13 protein-coding genes are annotated in these 15257 nt (G+C 72.0%); 6 read left to right on the top strand and 7 right to left on the bottom strand.

Annotated features, from left to right (window positions below):
* Positions 1-21: 21 nt before the first annotated feature.
* The 3 genes from AB0C02_RS18055 to AB0C02_RS18045 all read right to left on the bottom strand — a co-directional run bounded on the left by AB0C02_RS18055 (position 22) and on the right by AB0C02_RS18045 (position 3075).
* On the bottom strand, positions 22-2079 hold the full coding sequence (locus AB0C02_RS18055) for a glycogen debranching N-terminal domain-containing protein (protein ID WP_357549289.1): 2058 nt from the start codon (positions 2077-2079) through the stop codon (positions 22-24).
* Positions 2076-2474 (bottom strand): SCP2 sterol-binding domain-containing protein, encoded by a 399-nt coding sequence (locus AB0C02_RS18050; RefSeq protein ID WP_357549287.1) that lies wholly within the window; start codon positions 2472-2474, stop codon positions 2076-2078. Before AB0C02_RS18050 ends, AB0C02_RS18055 begins: the two co-directional genes overlap by 4 nt.
* A gap of 91 nt (positions 2475-2565) precedes the next feature.
* Complete coding sequence (locus AB0C02_RS18045; protein ID WP_357549285.1) at positions 2566-3075, bottom strand: DinB family protein; 510 nt, start codon at positions 3073-3075, stop codon at positions 2566-2568.
* A gap of 82 nt (positions 3076-3157) precedes the next feature.
* Here AB0C02_RS18045 and AB0C02_RS18040 point away from each other — a divergent pair, with 82 nt between their 5' ends.
* Positions 3158-3673 (top strand): 2'-5' RNA ligase family protein, encoded by a 516-nt coding sequence (locus tag AB0C02_RS18040; RefSeq protein WP_357549284.1) that lies wholly within the window; start codon positions 3158-3160, stop codon positions 3671-3673.
* A gap of 44 nt (positions 3674-3717) precedes the next feature.
* Here the strand turns inward: AB0C02_RS18040 and AB0C02_RS18035 are convergent, their stop codons facing one another.
* A complete protein-coding gene (locus AB0C02_RS18035) occupies positions 3718-4176 on the bottom strand; it encodes a GNAT family N-acetyltransferase (protein ID WP_357549283.1) in 459 nt (152 codons plus the stop codon).
* A 231-nt stretch (positions 4177-4407) separates the two neighbouring features.
* On the opposite strand from AB0C02_RS18035, the gene AB0C02_RS18030 reads away from it, so the two are divergent.
* The 3 genes from AB0C02_RS18030 to pip all read left to right on the top strand — a co-directional run bounded on the left by AB0C02_RS18030 (position 4408) and on the right by pip (position 7816).
* Entirely contained in the window at positions 4408-5184 is a 777-nt protein-coding gene (locus AB0C02_RS18030) for a hypothetical protein (protein ID WP_357549282.1), read from the top strand.
* A 140-nt stretch (positions 5185-5324) separates the two neighbouring features.
* A complete protein-coding gene (locus tag AB0C02_RS18025; protein WP_357549281.1) occupies positions 5325-6788 on the top strand; it encodes a hypothetical protein in 1464 nt (487 codons plus the stop codon).
* A gap of 68 nt (positions 6789-6856) precedes the next feature.
* Positions 6857-7816 (top strand): prolyl aminopeptidase, encoded by a 960-nt coding sequence (gene pip, locus AB0C02_RS18020; protein ID WP_357549280.1) that lies wholly within the window; start codon positions 6857-6859, stop codon positions 7814-7816.
* Positions 7817-8083: 267 nt separating this feature from the next.
* Here the strand turns inward: pip and AB0C02_RS18015 are convergent, their stop codons facing one another.
* On the bottom strand, positions 8084-9247 hold the full coding sequence (locus AB0C02_RS18015; RefSeq protein WP_357549279.1) for a hypothetical protein: 1164 nt from the start codon (positions 9245-9247) through the stop codon (positions 8084-8086).
* A 156-nt stretch (positions 9248-9403) separates the two neighbouring features.
* Between AB0C02_RS18015 and AB0C02_RS18010 the strand changes: the two genes are divergently transcribed.
* On the top strand, positions 9404-10237 hold the full coding sequence (locus AB0C02_RS18010; protein WP_357549278.1) for a metallophosphoesterase: 834 nt from the start codon (positions 9404-9406) through the stop codon (positions 10235-10237).
* The gene (locus AB0C02_RS18005) at positions 10234-10893 is read left to right on the top strand and encodes a 4'-phosphopantetheinyl transferase superfamily protein (protein WP_357549277.1); all 660 of its coding nucleotides are present in this window, start codon (positions 10234-10236) and stop codon (positions 10891-10893) included. Before AB0C02_RS18010 ends, AB0C02_RS18005 begins: the two co-directional genes overlap by 4 nt.
* A gap of 98 nt (positions 10894-10991) precedes the next feature.
* On the opposite strand, the gene pdxY is transcribed toward AB0C02_RS18005, so the two are convergent.
* Both pdxY and AB0C02_RS17995 read right to left on the bottom strand, forming a co-directional pair.
* On the bottom strand, positions 10992-11843 hold the full coding sequence (gene pdxY, locus AB0C02_RS18000; protein ID WP_357549276.1) for a pyridoxal kinase PdxY: 852 nt from the start codon (positions 11841-11843) through the stop codon (positions 10992-10994).
* Between the two features lie 143 nt (positions 11844-11986).
* The gene (locus AB0C02_RS17995; protein ID WP_357549275.1) at positions 11987-15238 is read right to left on the bottom strand and encodes a S8 family serine peptidase; all 3252 of its coding nucleotides are present in this window, start codon (positions 15236-15238) and stop codon (positions 11987-11989) included.
* Between the last annotated feature and the right edge of the window lie 19 nt (positions 15239-15257).

The following is a 15257-nucleotide window of genomic DNA, read 5'->3' as shown; positions in this document are numbered from 1 at the left end:
AGGGCGGCGGCTAGCTGCGGCTCAGCGCGCCCGGTGGCGTCCGTCCTTGGTCCGGTCCCGCCCGTACGCGTCGGCGTGGCCCCAGCGGCCGGGCACGTCCAGCAGTTCGACCCGGCCGTACCCTTCGGGGATCGCCGGGTCGACCAGCAGGTTGTCGCCGCACGGTCGCAGCCCGAGCATGGTGGCGAGCAGCATCAGCAGCGCCCCGGACGACCACGACTGCGGCCGACCGGCCATCGGCAGCTGAACCGGATACTTGGTCAGCCGGCGCGGGTAGCCGGCGATCACCTCGGGCATCGAGCCGCCGAGCGTCTCCACCACGTCGAACATCGCGGCCGCGACCGCGGCCGCCTCGGTGTCGTACCCGTAGCGGCGCAGGCCGACGGCGACGAGCGCGTTGTCCGACGGCCAGACGCCGCCCAGGTGCGCGCCGACCGGGTTGTACGGCCGCTGGCCGACGGCGTACGTCCGCACCCCCCAACCGGAGAAGAGTTCCGGTCCGCTCAGGTGCGCGGCGAGCGCGCCGGCCCGCTCCGGCTCGACGATCCCGCTCCACATCAGGTGCCCGAGGTTGGAGGTGAGCGCATCGACCGGCTCCCCATCGGGGGTCAACGCGAAGGCGTAGTACTCCCGCTGCGGCAGCCAGAAGTCGCGGTTGAACCGCTCCCGCAGCGCCGCCGCCTCGGCCTCCAGGCGGTCGGCGTACGCCGGGTCGCCCCAGAACTCCCGGGCCAGCCGGGCACCCCGGATCTTCGCGTCGTACGCGTACCCCTGCAGCTCGCTGGTGGCCCGGGGGAACGCCGGCTGGCGGCCGTCCCGGCCGGCGACGGCGTCCGGCGAGTTGCGCCACACCTGGTTGGCCACCCCGCTGACGGTGTTGCGCGGCTGGTACCGCAGGTAGCCGTCGTCGAGCGGGCAGCCGTACTCGTTGATCCAGTCCAGCGCCAGCCGGGCCGGGTGGCGCAGCTCCCGGACCAGGTCGGCGTCGCCGCTCCAGCGTTCGTACTCGTCGAGCAGGATGACGAAGAGCGGGGTGGTGTCGACCGCCCCGAAGTAGGCCGCGGTGGGTTGCTCCTCGAAGGCCGCCGACTCGCCGTACCGCAGCTCGGCGAGGATCTTGCCCGGCTCCTCGTCATGCAGGTCGTCGAGCTGGCTGCCCTGGGTCAGGGCCAACATCCGCAGCGTGGCGGGGGCCAGCTCGGGGGTGAACGGCAGCGTCTCCAGGCAGGTGATGAGGGCGTCCCGGCCGTACAGCGTCATCGCCCAGGGCAGCCCGCCCACCGGCACTCGCTCGCCGAACGACCACGGCAGGTAGCGCAACGCCGCCAGGTCGTCCAGCGCCTGCTCGTACGCCCTCACCAGGGCCGTCCGCTCGCCATTGAGCTGCGGCGCGCGGGCGAGGAACCCGGCGACGTCCTCGTGCATGTCGTCGTGCACCCGCTGGCGGTGGGCCGCCAGGCTGCTGCGCACGTCCTGGCCGCCGGCGCCGTGGATGATCATCTCGACATGCAGGTCGGTGTGCCACTCGCCGTCCGGGTCGATGCGGATCCGGAAGGTCATGCCGCCCTGGTCGACGTCCACCTGGGCGGTGCTCGTGACGACGGTTTCCCGCACGAACCGATCGCGCTGGTAGCACAGCCGTAACTGCCGATGCTCCGAAGCGGCGGTGACCACCGGCCGGCGCGGCCTGGGTTGGCGGATCTCGGCGGTGTCGGCGAAGTCGCTGGCGATCTCCATCCGCACGGTGAGCTCGGCGGGCTCCGCCGAATGGTTGAGCACGGTGATCCGCTCGTGGAGGCCACCGTCGATGAACCGTTGCCGGATCACCGACACGTCGGCGTCCACGTAGTGGCTGGCCGCCCCGGGGACCACCACGAACCGGGTCTCGAAGTAGGCCAGGTCGTCCCGGGACAGAGCATGCAGCCGCTCCCCGTTGAGGGTGAGTACCCAGTGGGACAGGAACCGGGTGTCGAAGGAGAACAGGCCGGCCGGCACCCGCGGGTCGACCTCCATGTCGCCCTCCGCGTCGCTGAGCGCGAACGAGTTGCCGGCGAGTACGTGCACCAGTTCCGAGCTCATCGCGCCTCCGCCCCGGGCGCGGGGGGCGTACCCGCGCTCCGCTCGGCCTCTCGGGCGTGCCGGGCCTCGGGCGGGCCTGGGAAGAGCCGGCGCAGCGTCATCAGCAGCCGCACGTCGCCCTGCACGGTGATGTCGTTGCGCAGCAGCGCCGACACCAGCCGTGGGCTGCCGGTGGCGATCCGCTCGAAGACGTCACGGTCGACGTGTACGACCATGTCGGCCTCGCCGGCGGATCGGGCCACCCGGACGTCCTGGTGGTCGATGGTCAGATACCAGTGCTCGGTGGTCCCGCCGTCGTGCAGATCGAGGCGGACGGTGCCGGCCGTGTTCTCCGGAATCTCGTTGTGTCGGCCCGCGACCTGCTCTATCAGGTGCTCCGCGATCGAACCGCCCATCCGTCCCCTCCCCGTGTCCGCTGCTCCGGAGCAGGTTCCCCGCCCGACGGGTGAGCCCAACTCACCCGATCCGGATGAGTCGGGACGGCGGTCACCCCCGCTCGATCAGCCCGCGCACGTATCCGGCCTGGCCGGCGTGCTGCAGGTCGTCCGCCAGCACGCTCATCAGCCGTACGCCGAGGGTGACCGGCGGGTCCCAGCTCGGGTCGACCACCCGGTCCAGGTCGTCAGGGCCCAGCCCGCGCAGAAACGCGAGCGTCCGATCGAGCACCGCCCGGTGGTAGTCGACGAGCACCTGGCCACTCTCCGGCCGTACCGCCGTGATCTGCTCCGGACCGTGCCCGAAGCCGGTGTCGCGCGGGTCGGGGGTCAGCCCGAAGCGGCGCGCCCAGTCGCCGGTGACCCAGAGCTGCTCCTCCCCCAGCAGGTCGGCGACGTGGTGGTCCTGGATCCGGGTCAGGTGCCAGACCAGCCAGCCGACCGGGTTCGCCCCGGCCGCCGGGGCCTGGCGCAGTTGCTGCGGGCTCAGCCCGGCCACCGCCGACTCCACCAGATGGGGCAGCCGGCCGTACGCCTCGGTCAGCAGATCGTTCACGTCCACCGGTCCACGCTCCTCCACCGTCGGGGTCACCTGGGCAGTACCGCCCACTGGGCCGGCCAAACCTCGCCTTTAGGGTGATCGGGTGGTCGCGGCGCTGGAGCTGTATCTCGACACCGACGCCACCCGGCGGATCCGGGTGCTGTGGGACGCGTTGGAGTCCGAGGGTGTGCAGAGCATGCGGTCGCTGCTGGAGCAGCGGCACCGGCCGCACGTCTCGCTCGCGGTGGCGCCGCGGTTCGACCCGGACCGGGTGGCCGAGGCTCTCGCCGGGATGGTGGTGGCGGCCCCGCTGCGGCTGGAGTTCGAGCACGCCGGGCAGTTCGTCGGTCGGGTGCTCTGGCTCGGGCCGGCGCCCACCACCGAACTGCTGGCCCACCACGCCGAGGTGCACCGCCGGCTGGCCCGGGCCGGCATCGACCTGGTCGAGCACTACCAGCCGGGGCGCTGGGTGCCGCACTGCACGCTCTCCATGCGGGTGCCGAACCGGCTGATGGCCGCGGCGGTCCGCCGCTGCCTGGAGGTGCTGCCGCTGACCGCCACCGTGGTCGGCGCGTCGGTCACCGACCACGCCCGCGGCATCTCCCACCCGCTGCCATGAGCTGGCCGCCTCGCCCGGGGTGACGAAGCCTCGGTCGCGCAGGCTCAGCGCGGCCCGAAGTCGACGATGAAAGTCGGGTAGTCGGGCTGGGGGCAGGGTTCGCCGCGCAGGCCGAGCCGTTCGTAGAAGGGTGCCGCCCGCTCCCGGTGGGCCTGCCACTCCAGGTAGCGGGCCCGTCCGGCCGCCCACTCCGACACCGCCGCGAGCAACGCGCGCCCCACGCCGTGCCGGCGCCGGTTCGGGCGTACGTAGAGGTCGTGCAGGCGGGCGGTCCGGTGGGCGTCGCCGGAGCGCAGATGTGGGCCGTGGTCCTGGGCGGCGGCGTACCCGGTCAGCCCGTCGGCGTCCGTCGCGCCGAGGAGCGCCCAGCGTGGGTCGGCAAGCAGGCGCAGGAAGCGCTCCCGGTGTGCCTCGGCGGGCTCGTCACCGACGCCCATGTCGCGCAGCATCGGCCACAGCCGCGGCCAGTCTCCTGGGGTCAGCTCCCGTACGGCGATCGTCACGACGGCCAGCATGGGGGCCGCGGGCGGCTGCCGGCAGCCGATTTCCGGGCCGCCCGAACGCCGTCCGACCTGCCGAACAGATACGCGCAGAACTCGCGTCTTTCGCCATCTGCCGACGCCTATGGCGATCCCGTCTCGGCGACGCAATCTGGGAAATACGCAGGTCAGGGCGGTCCTGGGGGCCCAGTGACGGGCGGCCCGGGGCCCAGGAGCACACCCCCGGAGGTTTCCATGGCCGCTCCCGTCATCCACGCCACCGTGCCGCTGCTGGTGGGAATGAGCGCCGCGAAGGGGGCCCCGACCCGGCAGATCGTGGCCGACTACCCCAACATCCGCTACATGCGGGACTACGGCACGGACACCAACGGAAACGGCCTGCCGGACCTGTCCCCGCTGAACGCCGGCAAGTTCGTCGACGCGCCGTCGGCCGTGATGCACGTGTCGTGGAAGGACACCGTCGAGGAGCTCGGCACCTGGCTGAACGGGTTGAACCGGCCGGTCTACCTGACCTGGTACCACGAACCGATGGGCGTAGTGGCCCCGGCGACGTACCGGGCCACGGCGGCCCGCATCACACAGATCGTCACCGCCCACCCCAACCGGAAGTGGGTGCTCGGGCACGGGCCGATCGTCACCCGGTACTGGCTGGTCGAGGGCAAGGGCAACCCCACCGACTGGGGCTACCCGGGGATGACCCACTACGGCGTGGACACCTACTCGCAGGACACCGGGAGCTACTGGCCGGCGTCGCGGATGTTCGGGACGGCCTTCGGCAAGGTGCGCGCGGCGTACCCGGGGGTCCGGCTGCTGGTGCCGGAGTACGGGCTGGTCCGGACCACAGCGGACACCACCGGTACGGGTCGGGCGCAGGCGATGACGGATCACGTCACGTGGCTGCGCCAGCAGCCGGGCGTGGATGGTGTCGCATACTGGAACAACTGGGCCCAGTACCAGTTGGCCTTCCCGTCGCCGGAGGCGACGGCCTGGCGAAACCTGCAGGCCGGTTGACCGGTCGCCAGCGCCTCGTGGTGAAGGGCCGGGCCGGGGCAGGGCCTGCGCGGCGACGACGGTAGCGTTGCGCCTCATCATGCCCTGCCGGGCGGTCAATCCGTCGGCCCGGCGCTGGCGAACCTGACGGAGGATGGCGTATGGCCAACGGCGAGGAACCGTTCGCATCCCACGACGACGCGCGGCCGCGGTTCGACCCGGCGCTGCGCGGTTACGACAAACGCCAGGTGGAACGGTACGTCGAGCAGATGGACGGCGAGCTGTCCGTGCTGGCGGCGGACCGGGACCGGGCACACAAGCAGGTGCGGGAGCTGACCGCGCAGATGCAGCGGATTCAGGCCGAGACGGTGGAGCTGCGGCAGCGGCCCACGCAGGTGGACCGGGCGTCCTTCCGGGACCTCGGGCCGATGGTCGACCAGATCCTCGACCTGGCCGAGAAGCAGGCCGGGCAGATCAGCGAGACCGCCAGCAAGCGGGCCGCCGAGCTCCAGGCCCAGGCGGAGAAGGTGCTGGCCGCGGCGCGGGACGAGGCCGCCCGGGAGCTGCGGGAGCTGGAGGAGGAGCTGTCGACGCGCCGCTCCGAGCAGGAGAAGGCGCACGATGAGCAGCGGTCCGCCGCCCAGGCGGAACTCGCCTCGATCCGGGAGCTGGCGGAGAAGCTGCTCTCCGAGGGGCAGGCCGCCCACGACCGGGCGCAGCACGAGGCGAAGCGGATCACCGAGCAGAGCACCCAGCAGGTCGAGCAGGCCCGCTCCGCGTCGGAGGCGCTGGTGAAGGCCGCCCGTACGCAGATCCAGCAGGAGGTCCAGGCCAACCGGAGCAAGGCGCAGCAGGAGCTGGCCCAGTGGCAGGCCACCATGGCCCGCGAGCTGGACGAGCGGCGGGCCGCCGCCGAGCAGGAGCTGGCGGACCGGGCCGCCGCCGCCGAACGGGACATCGCCGCGCTGGTCGCCGAGGCCCAGCAGTACGCCACGGAGGTCCGCGAGCGCGCCGACGAGGAGACGGCGGCACATCAGGAGCAGCTGTCCATTGTGCAGCAGGAGATCCAGCAGCGGCAGGAGGCCCTCGCGCAGCTCCAGGCCGAGCTGGAGACCATCGGTCAGCAGCTGGAGCAGACCCGCCAGGAGATCACCACGGTCGAGCAGGAGGGGGCCGCGCTGGAGGAGCGCCTGGTCGAGGTGCGCCGGAACCTGGCCGCCGAGACCAAGCGGCTGGACGACGCGCGCCGGGCGGCGGACCTCGCCGAGCAGCAGGCCAAGGAGACCCGCGCCCGGGTGCAGCGGGAGGCGAAGCGGGTGGCCGAGCAGGCCGCAGCGGCGGTCATGGCGGCCGCCGCGGGCGGCGGGGCGACCGCCGAGTACCCGCAGGTGACGATTCGGCCCGCCGGCGGCGGCTCGGTCGACCGGACGCCCGCGGAGCGGCCCGAGCCCGCCTCCCTGGAACGGTCCGCGGGTGCCCCCGCCGCCGACCGGGCGCCGCTGAAAGGCCCGAGCTTCGACGCGTTCGCCGTCCGCCCGCCGGCGCAGCGGTCCGCACCAGAGTCGGAGCAGGCCGCCGACGAGCCGACGGCGGGGCCTGACGCCGGCATTCCGGCCAACGTCTGACGGCCCACCACTCCTGACCGGGCGCCCGATGTGGGCGCCGGTCAGGAGTCCGGGCAGGATGGGTCGGCATGACCGAGCTTGCTCTGTACCCACCGATCGAGCCGTACGCCACCCATCGGATCACCGTCGGTGACGGCCATGAGCTGTACGTGGAGGAGGTGGGCCGGCCGGACGGCGTACCGGCGGTCTTCCTGCACGGCGGGCCCGGCGGCGGGCTGGTGCCGGCGGCACGGCGGTTTTTCGACCCGGATCGATACCGGGTCGTGCTGTTCGACCAGCGCGGCGCCGGCCGGAGCACCCCGTTCGGTGGGCTGCGCGCCAACACCACCTGGCATCTGGTCGACGACCTGGAGGTGATCCGCGCCCGGCTCGGCATCGACTCCTGGCTGGTGTTCGGCGGCTCGTGGGGGGTCACCCTCGGCTTGGCGTACGCGCAGGCCCACCCGGACCGGGTCACCGGCCTGATCCTGCGCGGCGTCCTGCTGATGCGGCGCAGTGAGCGGGACTGGTTCTACCAGGGCGGCCTGCGCCACCTCCAGCCGGACGAGTGGGACCGGTTCATCGCCCCGATCCCGCCGGCGGAGCGGGATGACGTGCTCGCCGCGTACCACCGGCGGCTGCACGGCCCCGACGAGGCCGAGGCCCGGGCGTGCGCGGCGGCGTGGGGCCGGTGGGAGGCGGTGAACTCCTCGCTGCGCCCCGACCCCGGGCTGCTCGCCCACTTCACCGACGAGCGGCAGGCGCTGCCGATCGCGCGCATCCTGTCCCACTACGGGGTACACGGCGGCTTCCTCGGCGACACACAACTCCTCGACGGGGTGGACCGGATCCGCCACCTCCCCGCCGTGATCATCAACGGCCGCTACGACCTCTGCTGCCCGCCAGCGTCCGCGTACGACCTGGCCCAGGCATGGCCGGAGGCGGAGCTGCGGATGGTGCCCGACGCCGGCCACTCCGCCGCCGAACCCGGCATCGCCCGGGAACTGCTCCGCGCCACCGACCACTTCGCCGACCTGCTCACCCGCTGACGCCGCCCCCAAGGCGTCCCCCTGGCCGTCCCACACGGATAGGGTCGCGGCGTGCATCGCGAGGAGCTTGCCCGGCTGCTGTTCTCCGGGCCGCCGGCCGCCATCATGTGTCGCCAAGCCCTGCTCGACGGGGCACGGTTCACCGTTGACGAGAGCCCCGAGGGCGCGGTGCCAGCGTCGCAGTTGGCCCGGACCTACACCAGACGGCAGGAACACACCGTCAAGATGGGCATCCCGACCCTCGGGTTCAGACAAGTGGTCGAGGTCCTACGCCGGCACGGCGACAAGGCCCTCCGGCTCGGCTTGGTCAACGTGGACGATCCGCCGTACCACTACGCGCTCTTTCTCGACGAGCAGCTGAGCAGTCTCGTCGCCGCAGTTGGCGTGGACCAACGGCTCGGGTACCGGTTGCGCCTGGGGGATGCGGTGCTGGTCTCCGCCGAGGCCGTCGGCTGGGAGGACCGCAGCTTCCCGGGCTGGATCCGGATACGGTTGGTCGACGCCTCCGGCCGGGCCTGGCAGCTGACCGAGAAGGCGCCCGTGGTCGGCGTGGACGTGACCGACGAGACGACCTTTCCCGTACCCGTAGCAGTGCGCGGTGTGGTCACCGGCCTCCGACCGAATGCTGGCGGCGGTCCGCCGCTGGTGGCGGTCTCCACCGCACCAGACGGGGTGGCGGCCGAGGATGCCACGGATGAGTTCATCCTGCCCGGCGAGGCGCTCGGTCGCGTGCCGTGCACACCACCGGGCTGATCGCCGCAGCCGCCCGTCACCCCAGGTAGCCGGGCACCATCTCGGCCAGCGGCAGCACCTCCGGCGGGTACGCCTGCTCCACCCGGCGGCTCGGGTCGAACGGGTCCCGCCGATGCGCCACCTCGGGGGGGTGAGGCTCAGCAGCGCCAACACCCGGTCCACCGCGTACGACTGGATGAACCGCGACGCGCTGAGCCGTTCCCCGCGCAGCTCGCGGTGCAGGCCGACGTAGAGATTGGTGAGCGCCTCGTTGAGGTGGAACTCGACCGTGTCATACGGGGTGGCGGGGCGGGGCGGCGGCCCGCACTCGGCCAACCCGGCCGGCGCGTCGGGCCGCTGCCACACCACCCGCACCCCGGCGGACGGCAGCCGGGCCAACTCGTCGACGGTGAAGACGGCGTACTCGACGAAGGTCCCGTCGGCGTAGAGCGCCTTGCGGCCGTTGCGCTCGTTGGCGAAGCTGTACGCCACTGGGCAGGGTGCGGCCAGCCAGTCGAGCGACTCGACGTAGCGGGGTAGCGCGCCGTCCTCGACGACCAGGAAGAAGTCCAGGTCGGAGTGGGCGTCGAGCCGGTCGTGGTCGACGCCGGCCGAGCCGAGGCCGAGCAGCGCCACGGTGTCCGGCCGGGCGGCAAGGTGGGCGGCGAGGTCGTCGAGTCGACGCAGCATCGGGTGCATGCGGTCGTCCCTTCCGTGAAGAGTCGACGTTTCAGCCCGTACGGCCCTGCTCGCCGCCGGGGTCGCGTCACCGATGCCGGTCATCCTGCCCGGCTGACCGCGGTCACTCAACCGCACGCCTATCCATCCGCGGGCGGCAATGGCAAGATCGACCGGGTGACGGGTTCGCTGTTCGCGGTCAGTGACCTCCATGTCTCGTACGCCGAGAATCGCCGGATCGTCGACGGCCTGCGGCCGGAGACGGACGACGACTGGCTGATCGTCGCCGGCGACGTGGGCGAGCTGTTCGGCGCGGTCGAGCGCACGTTGCGCCAGCTCCGCGACCAGTTCGCCATGGTGGTCTGGGTGCCCGGCAACCACGAGCTGTGGACGCACCCGTCGGACCCGGTGACACTGCGCGGCCGGGAGCGCTACGACGCGCTGGTGCGGATGTGCCGGGACATCGGCGTGCTGACCCCCGAGGACGACTATCCGGTGTGGCACGGGGAGAGCGGGCCGGTGACCGTCGCGCCGCTGTTCCAGTTGTACGACTACTCGTTCCGCGCCCCCGGTACCAGCACGAAGGAGGAGTCGCTGCGCCGGGCGTACGACGCCGGGGTGGTCTGCACCGACGAGATGCTGCTGCACCCCGACCCGTACCCGGATCGGGAGTCCTGGTGCTGGGCCCGGATCGCCGAGACCGAGCGCCGGCTGGCCGCCACCGACCCGGCGCTGCCGACCGTGCTGGTCAGCCACTGGCCGTTGATCCGCCAGCCGACGGACGTGCTCTGGTATCCGGAGTTCGCCCAGTGGTGCGGCACCGACCGCACCGCCGACTGGCACATCCGTCACCGTGCGGTCGTGGCCGTCTACGGGCACCTGCACATCCCGCGCACCACCCACCACGACGGGGTGCGCTTCGAGGAGGTGTCGCTTGGCTACCCCCGGGAGTGGGGTCGCCGGGGCGGCGAACCTCGGCCGATGCGGCGGATCCTCGGGGCGACGGCATGATCGAGACGCTGCTGCCCCCGACGGTGGTGACCGTCGAGGCGTTCTCCGACCTTCCCGGCGAGGCCCCGTACCCCGGCGAGGAGGACCTCATCGCGAAGGCGGTCGAGGGTCGCCGCCGGGAGTTCGTGACCGCCCGCCGCTGCGCCCGGGAGGCGCTCGCCCACCTCGGGTACGCCCCGGCCCCGATCCGCCCCGGGCCGAAGCGGGAGCCGCTGTGGCCGGCGGGCGTGGTCGGCAGCATCACCCACTGCGCCAGCTACCGGGCCGCCGCGGTGGCCCGGGACACCGCGCTGGCCAGCCTCGGCATCGACGCCGAGCCGCACGGCGTGCTGCCCGACGGGGTCGCCGAAGCGGTGACCGTCGCCGGCGAGCCGGAACTGCTGCGCCGTCTAGCCCACACCGACCCTTACGTGCACTGGGACCGGCTGCTGTTCAGCGCCAAGGAGTCGGTCTACAAGGCGTGGTACCCGGTCACCGGGCGTTGGCTCGGCTTCGAGGAGGCGGAACTGTCCATCGACCCCGCGTCGCGCAGCTTCACCGCCCGGCTGCTCGTCGACGGCACCCGTACGGACGGCGGCCCGCCGCTGACCGCGCTGCACGGCCGGTATCTGGTCGCCGAGGGCCTGGTGGTCACCGCCGTCGCGCTGCTGCCCTGACGGCAGCGCCGTGAGCCCAGCGGCGTCGTGAGCCCGGCAGCGCCGTGAGCCCAGCGGCGTCGTGAGCCCAGCGGCGTCGTGAGCCCAGCGGCGTCGGGTCAGCGCAGCCGGCGGGCGGTGAACCTGGCGGGCGGTTCGGCGATCGCGTCCTGGGCCGCGATCAGCTGGATCTCCCGGGTACCCGCCGCCAGGGTCGCCTCGAGGACGGTGAACACGGAGGCGATGGTGCGTTCCAGTGCCGTCGCGGGCGAGCCCGTCGTCCACAGATGCGCGAGGTACAGCGCGGCGGTGACGTCGCCGCCGCCGTTCGGGTTGATCGGCAGCAGCGGCGTGGTCACCGCCCAGGCGCCCTCGTCGGAGACGGCCACCACCTCCAGTGACCCGGCCGGCAGGTCGCCGTGGAGCACGCTGGTGACCAGGACGTGCCGCGGTCCCGTCTCGCGCACCACGTCCACCGCCGCCAGCACCTCCGGCAACGAGTTCGTCGTACGGCCGGCGAGGAAATCCAGCTCGAACTGATTCGGGGTGATGATGTCCGCGCGCGGCACGACGACGTCCCGCAGGTATTCCGGGATGCCGGGCCGGACGAACATGCCACGGCCGGCGTCGCCCATCACCGGGTCACAGCAGTACACCGCGTTCGGGTTGGCCGCCTTGACCTTGTCCACCGCGTCGAGAATCACCGCGCCCATCGCCGGGTCGCCCTGGTAGCCCGACAGCACCGCGTCAGCGGTGTTGAGGACGCCGCGGTCCGCGATGCCCGCGATCACCTCGGCCACGTCGGCCGGCGCCAGCAGCGGCCCGCGCCACGCGCCGTACCCGGTGTGGTTGGAGAAGTGCACCGTCAGTACGGGCCAGACCTCGTGCCCGAGCCGCTGGAGCGGGAAGACGGCCGCCGAGTTGCCGACGTGGCCGTAGGCGACCGAGGACTGGATGGACAGGATTTTCACCGGCTCATCATGGCGGTTCCCGCCGCCGCCACCCGTACGGCCCGCCGGTGGTGTCGGATGGCCCACTCCTGGGACCTCCGCCGATACGAACGTGCGCCGTGACCGGAGATCCGGTCACGGCGCACGCGGTCAACCGTTAGCTACTACGGGTTCTTCCGGATCGGCACCTCGGAGGTGACCACCGTGACGCCGGACACCGTCGTGGCGTTCATCTCGGTGGTGACCACACCCTTGCCGACCTCGAGAGCGGCGAGGTCCACCGTGTACGACAGCGAACCGCCCGGAGTCGGCGCGCTGCTGGTGATCCGCAGGTCCCGGGTCGGCAGGGTGCCCGCCGGGAGCTGCTGGCCGCCGGTGCCGTTTTCGTTCTCGGCACCGACGAGGAAGGGCTGCCCGTTCGGAGCGGCCGGCAGGGCACGCGTGTCGTAGGCGAAGACGATGTCCTCTTCACCGTTGAGCCCCAACCAGACCTGGAAGTGCCGGTTGGAGGTGGTGCCCCACACGTTGACGTTCCATTCGAGCACCAGCCAGCTGTCGACCCCGTCGGTCAGGCTCGCCACCCGGATGCCCTGGGCACCGACGCCGGTCAGGTCGGTCCAGAACGGCGCGAGCACGTTGTTGGGCCGGGCCGGGTCCGGGATCTGGGTCAGCTCGCAGCAGTTGTTGTCCTCGGCGGTGCCACCGCCGACGATCGCGTAGCCGTTGGAGTCGACTCCGATCCTGGTGTACGTCTTGCCACCGTAGATGAACGGCGGGACGTTGAAGTTGATGATTTCCTCATCGCCGATCGCGTTCGGGGCGATGCCGAAGCCGGCCAGCGGCAGGTAGCCCGCGATCGTGCCGTTGGACAGCGACGGCACGCCCGGCACGGCGCCGTTGAGCGTGGCGGTCTTCTTCACCTTGCGCGGGCCGGACTGGGTCGCCCCGCTGACCCCGGCCACCTTCAGCCGCTCGTTGACGGTGGTCGTGAGGTCGACGTTCGCGTCGCCGTACGAGTTGTTCGTCGCCGTGATCGTGCACGTGCCACCGCGGCCGAGCATGAACCGGTCGGGGCAGTTGCTGGCCAGCTTGACGTCACCCTGCTTGGGCACGAAGGCCACCGGCAGGCGCAGGGTCGGCAGGTCGGACGCCTCCGCGTCGAGGATGATCTGACCGAAGTACTGGTCGGTCGGAGCCGTCGACGAGATGGTGATGGTGAGCGCCTTGGACTTGCCGGCCCCCAGGGTGAAGGTGCTCGGCGTGACCGTGATCTTGCTCTGCGCCGGCGACTTGACGTGCACGTTGTACGTCTGGCTGCCGCTGGTCACGTTCTTCACGGTGCGGATCGTGGTGATCTTGCCGGCCAGGACCGGCACGTTCACCGACGGCAGGTTGAGGTGCACCGCGTTGAGCGGGTCGTTGCCGAGCGCCGCCATCCGGGTCGCGGTCTCGTCGATCGTCAGGCCGGGCTTCTGCGCCTTCCTGAGGTCGATCCGACCGGCGCCGACGTCGAACGGGTCAGCCAGGGTGACACCGTCCTCCTTGACCACGCCCTGCACGGCCGTGGTCATCATCGCCGACTTGATCTGACCCGGGCTCCAGCCCGGGTGCAGCGCCTTGAGCAGGACCGCCGACCCGGCGATGTGCGGCGCCGACATCGAGGTGCCGGCGATCGCCTGGTAGTACTCGCCGGACGGGCCGTTGTCAGCCGATTCCGGGGTCGGCGTGTGGCCGGCCAGGATCTGCACACCCGGAGCGGTGATGTCCGGCTTGATGCCGAGGCCGGCCGGGCCACGCGAGGAGAACGCGGCCAGCACGTCGCCCTGGCCAGCGTGCTTCTCACCGGCGGTGAAGGTGGCCGTCACGTTGGAGTGCGCGGCCATGAAGGTGGTGAACTGGGTGCCGTCGGCCAGGTGCACCGTGGGCAGCCAGTGGTTGTCGGTCTCCACGTCGGCCAGGGTCGGGTTGTAGAGGATCATCCCAACCGCGCCGCCCTGCTTGACGTTGTAGCCCTTGTTCACGCGCGCGTTCGAACCCCGCTGGCAAGCCACGATCTTGCCCGTGAAGGCACCCGCGGGCGCAGGCGCCGAGCACAGCGCGCTGTAGCCGGCGCGCGACTGGGCCATGACCACCGGGGTCTCCGCGGTGACGCCCGCGGTGATCGACGCACCCGTCAGGGTGATCGTGTCGGCCCCGCCCTTGAGCACCAGCGTCGAGATGAACTCGCGCTCCTGGGTCGACGCCGCGACCGTGGTGACCCACGGCGAGACGTGGTTCGCGGTCGACGCGCCCGGGCCGTCGTTGCCCGCCGAGGCGGAGACGAAGACGCCGGCCGCGTACGCGTCGAGGAACGCCAGCTCCGCCGGGTCGGTGAACGGGTTGGTGCCACCGGAGATGGAGTAGTTGATGACGTCGACGCCGTCGAGAACCGCCTGGTCGATGGCGGCGGCCAGGTCGGAGCTGTAACCGCCCAGCGCACCGAGGGCCTTGTAGACCGAGATCCAGGCGCCGGGCGCGATGCCCTGCACCGGACCGCGCTCCACGCCGAACACCTTGGCCGACTTGACCACGTCACCGGCGGTGGTGGAGGCGGTGTGCGTCCCGTGCCCGTTGCTGTCCCGCGCCGTCACGTACCGCTCGCCGGTGTTGTTGGCCAGGTACGTGTCGAGGAACGCGGCCCCACCGATGAGCTTGTTGTTGCAGCGGAAGGCGCCCGTCGCGGGGGCCAGCGGGTTGACGCCGAAGTCGCACTTGCGAGGAGTGCGGTCGCGCTTGGTCGGCGGCGTGTTCAGGTTGCCGTTGTCGGCGAACGAGGGGTGCTCGGGCCACGCGCCGGTGTCGATGATGCCGACGATGATGCCGGCGCCGGCGTTCGCCTTGCCGCCCAGCGCCGGGTAGGTGCTGTTGGCGTTGATGAACGAGGCGCTGGAGTCGGTGAGCGGCTGACGAAGCTCATCCGTCTGCACGGCCACCACACCGTCGACCTTCAGCAGGTCGCGGACCTTGTTCGCCGGCACACTGGCCGAGACGCCGCCGTACACGTTGCGCAGGTGCTGGCGGATGGTGACGCCGGGAACGGCCTTCGCCACATCGGCGACGAACTTGTCCTCACGCTGGGTCACGTGCCGGAGGTACGCGCTCTCGGCGTCGCTCTTGCCGAGCTTCTCCCCGGTCTTGCCCGGGCTGGTGGCGGCCAGGCCCGCGATGTCACCGGTGTAGGTGGCGACGGAGTCGTAGTCGAGCTTGATCAGAACCGGGATCCGCGTGGAATCCGTGCGGTTGAGCAGTGCCGGGTCGGTCTGGGCCATGCGGCTGGTGGGCGTCTTGTCGGCGACCACCCGCTCGGCGGGCGTGACCGCGGTGGCGCTGTAGTCACCTGCGGCCGACGCCGAACCGGCCCAGGTTACTGTCGCCAAGGGAAGAACGAGAGCGACT

The sequence above is a fragment of the Micromonospora sp. NPDC048999 genome (assembly GCF_040649295.1).
Taxonomy (GTDB): Bacteria; Actinomycetota; Actinomycetes; order Mycobacteriales; family Micromonosporaceae; genus Micromonospora.
The sequence above is the reverse complement of the archived record's forward strand: the minus strand, read 5'-3'. Positions and strand labels throughout refer to the sequence as shown.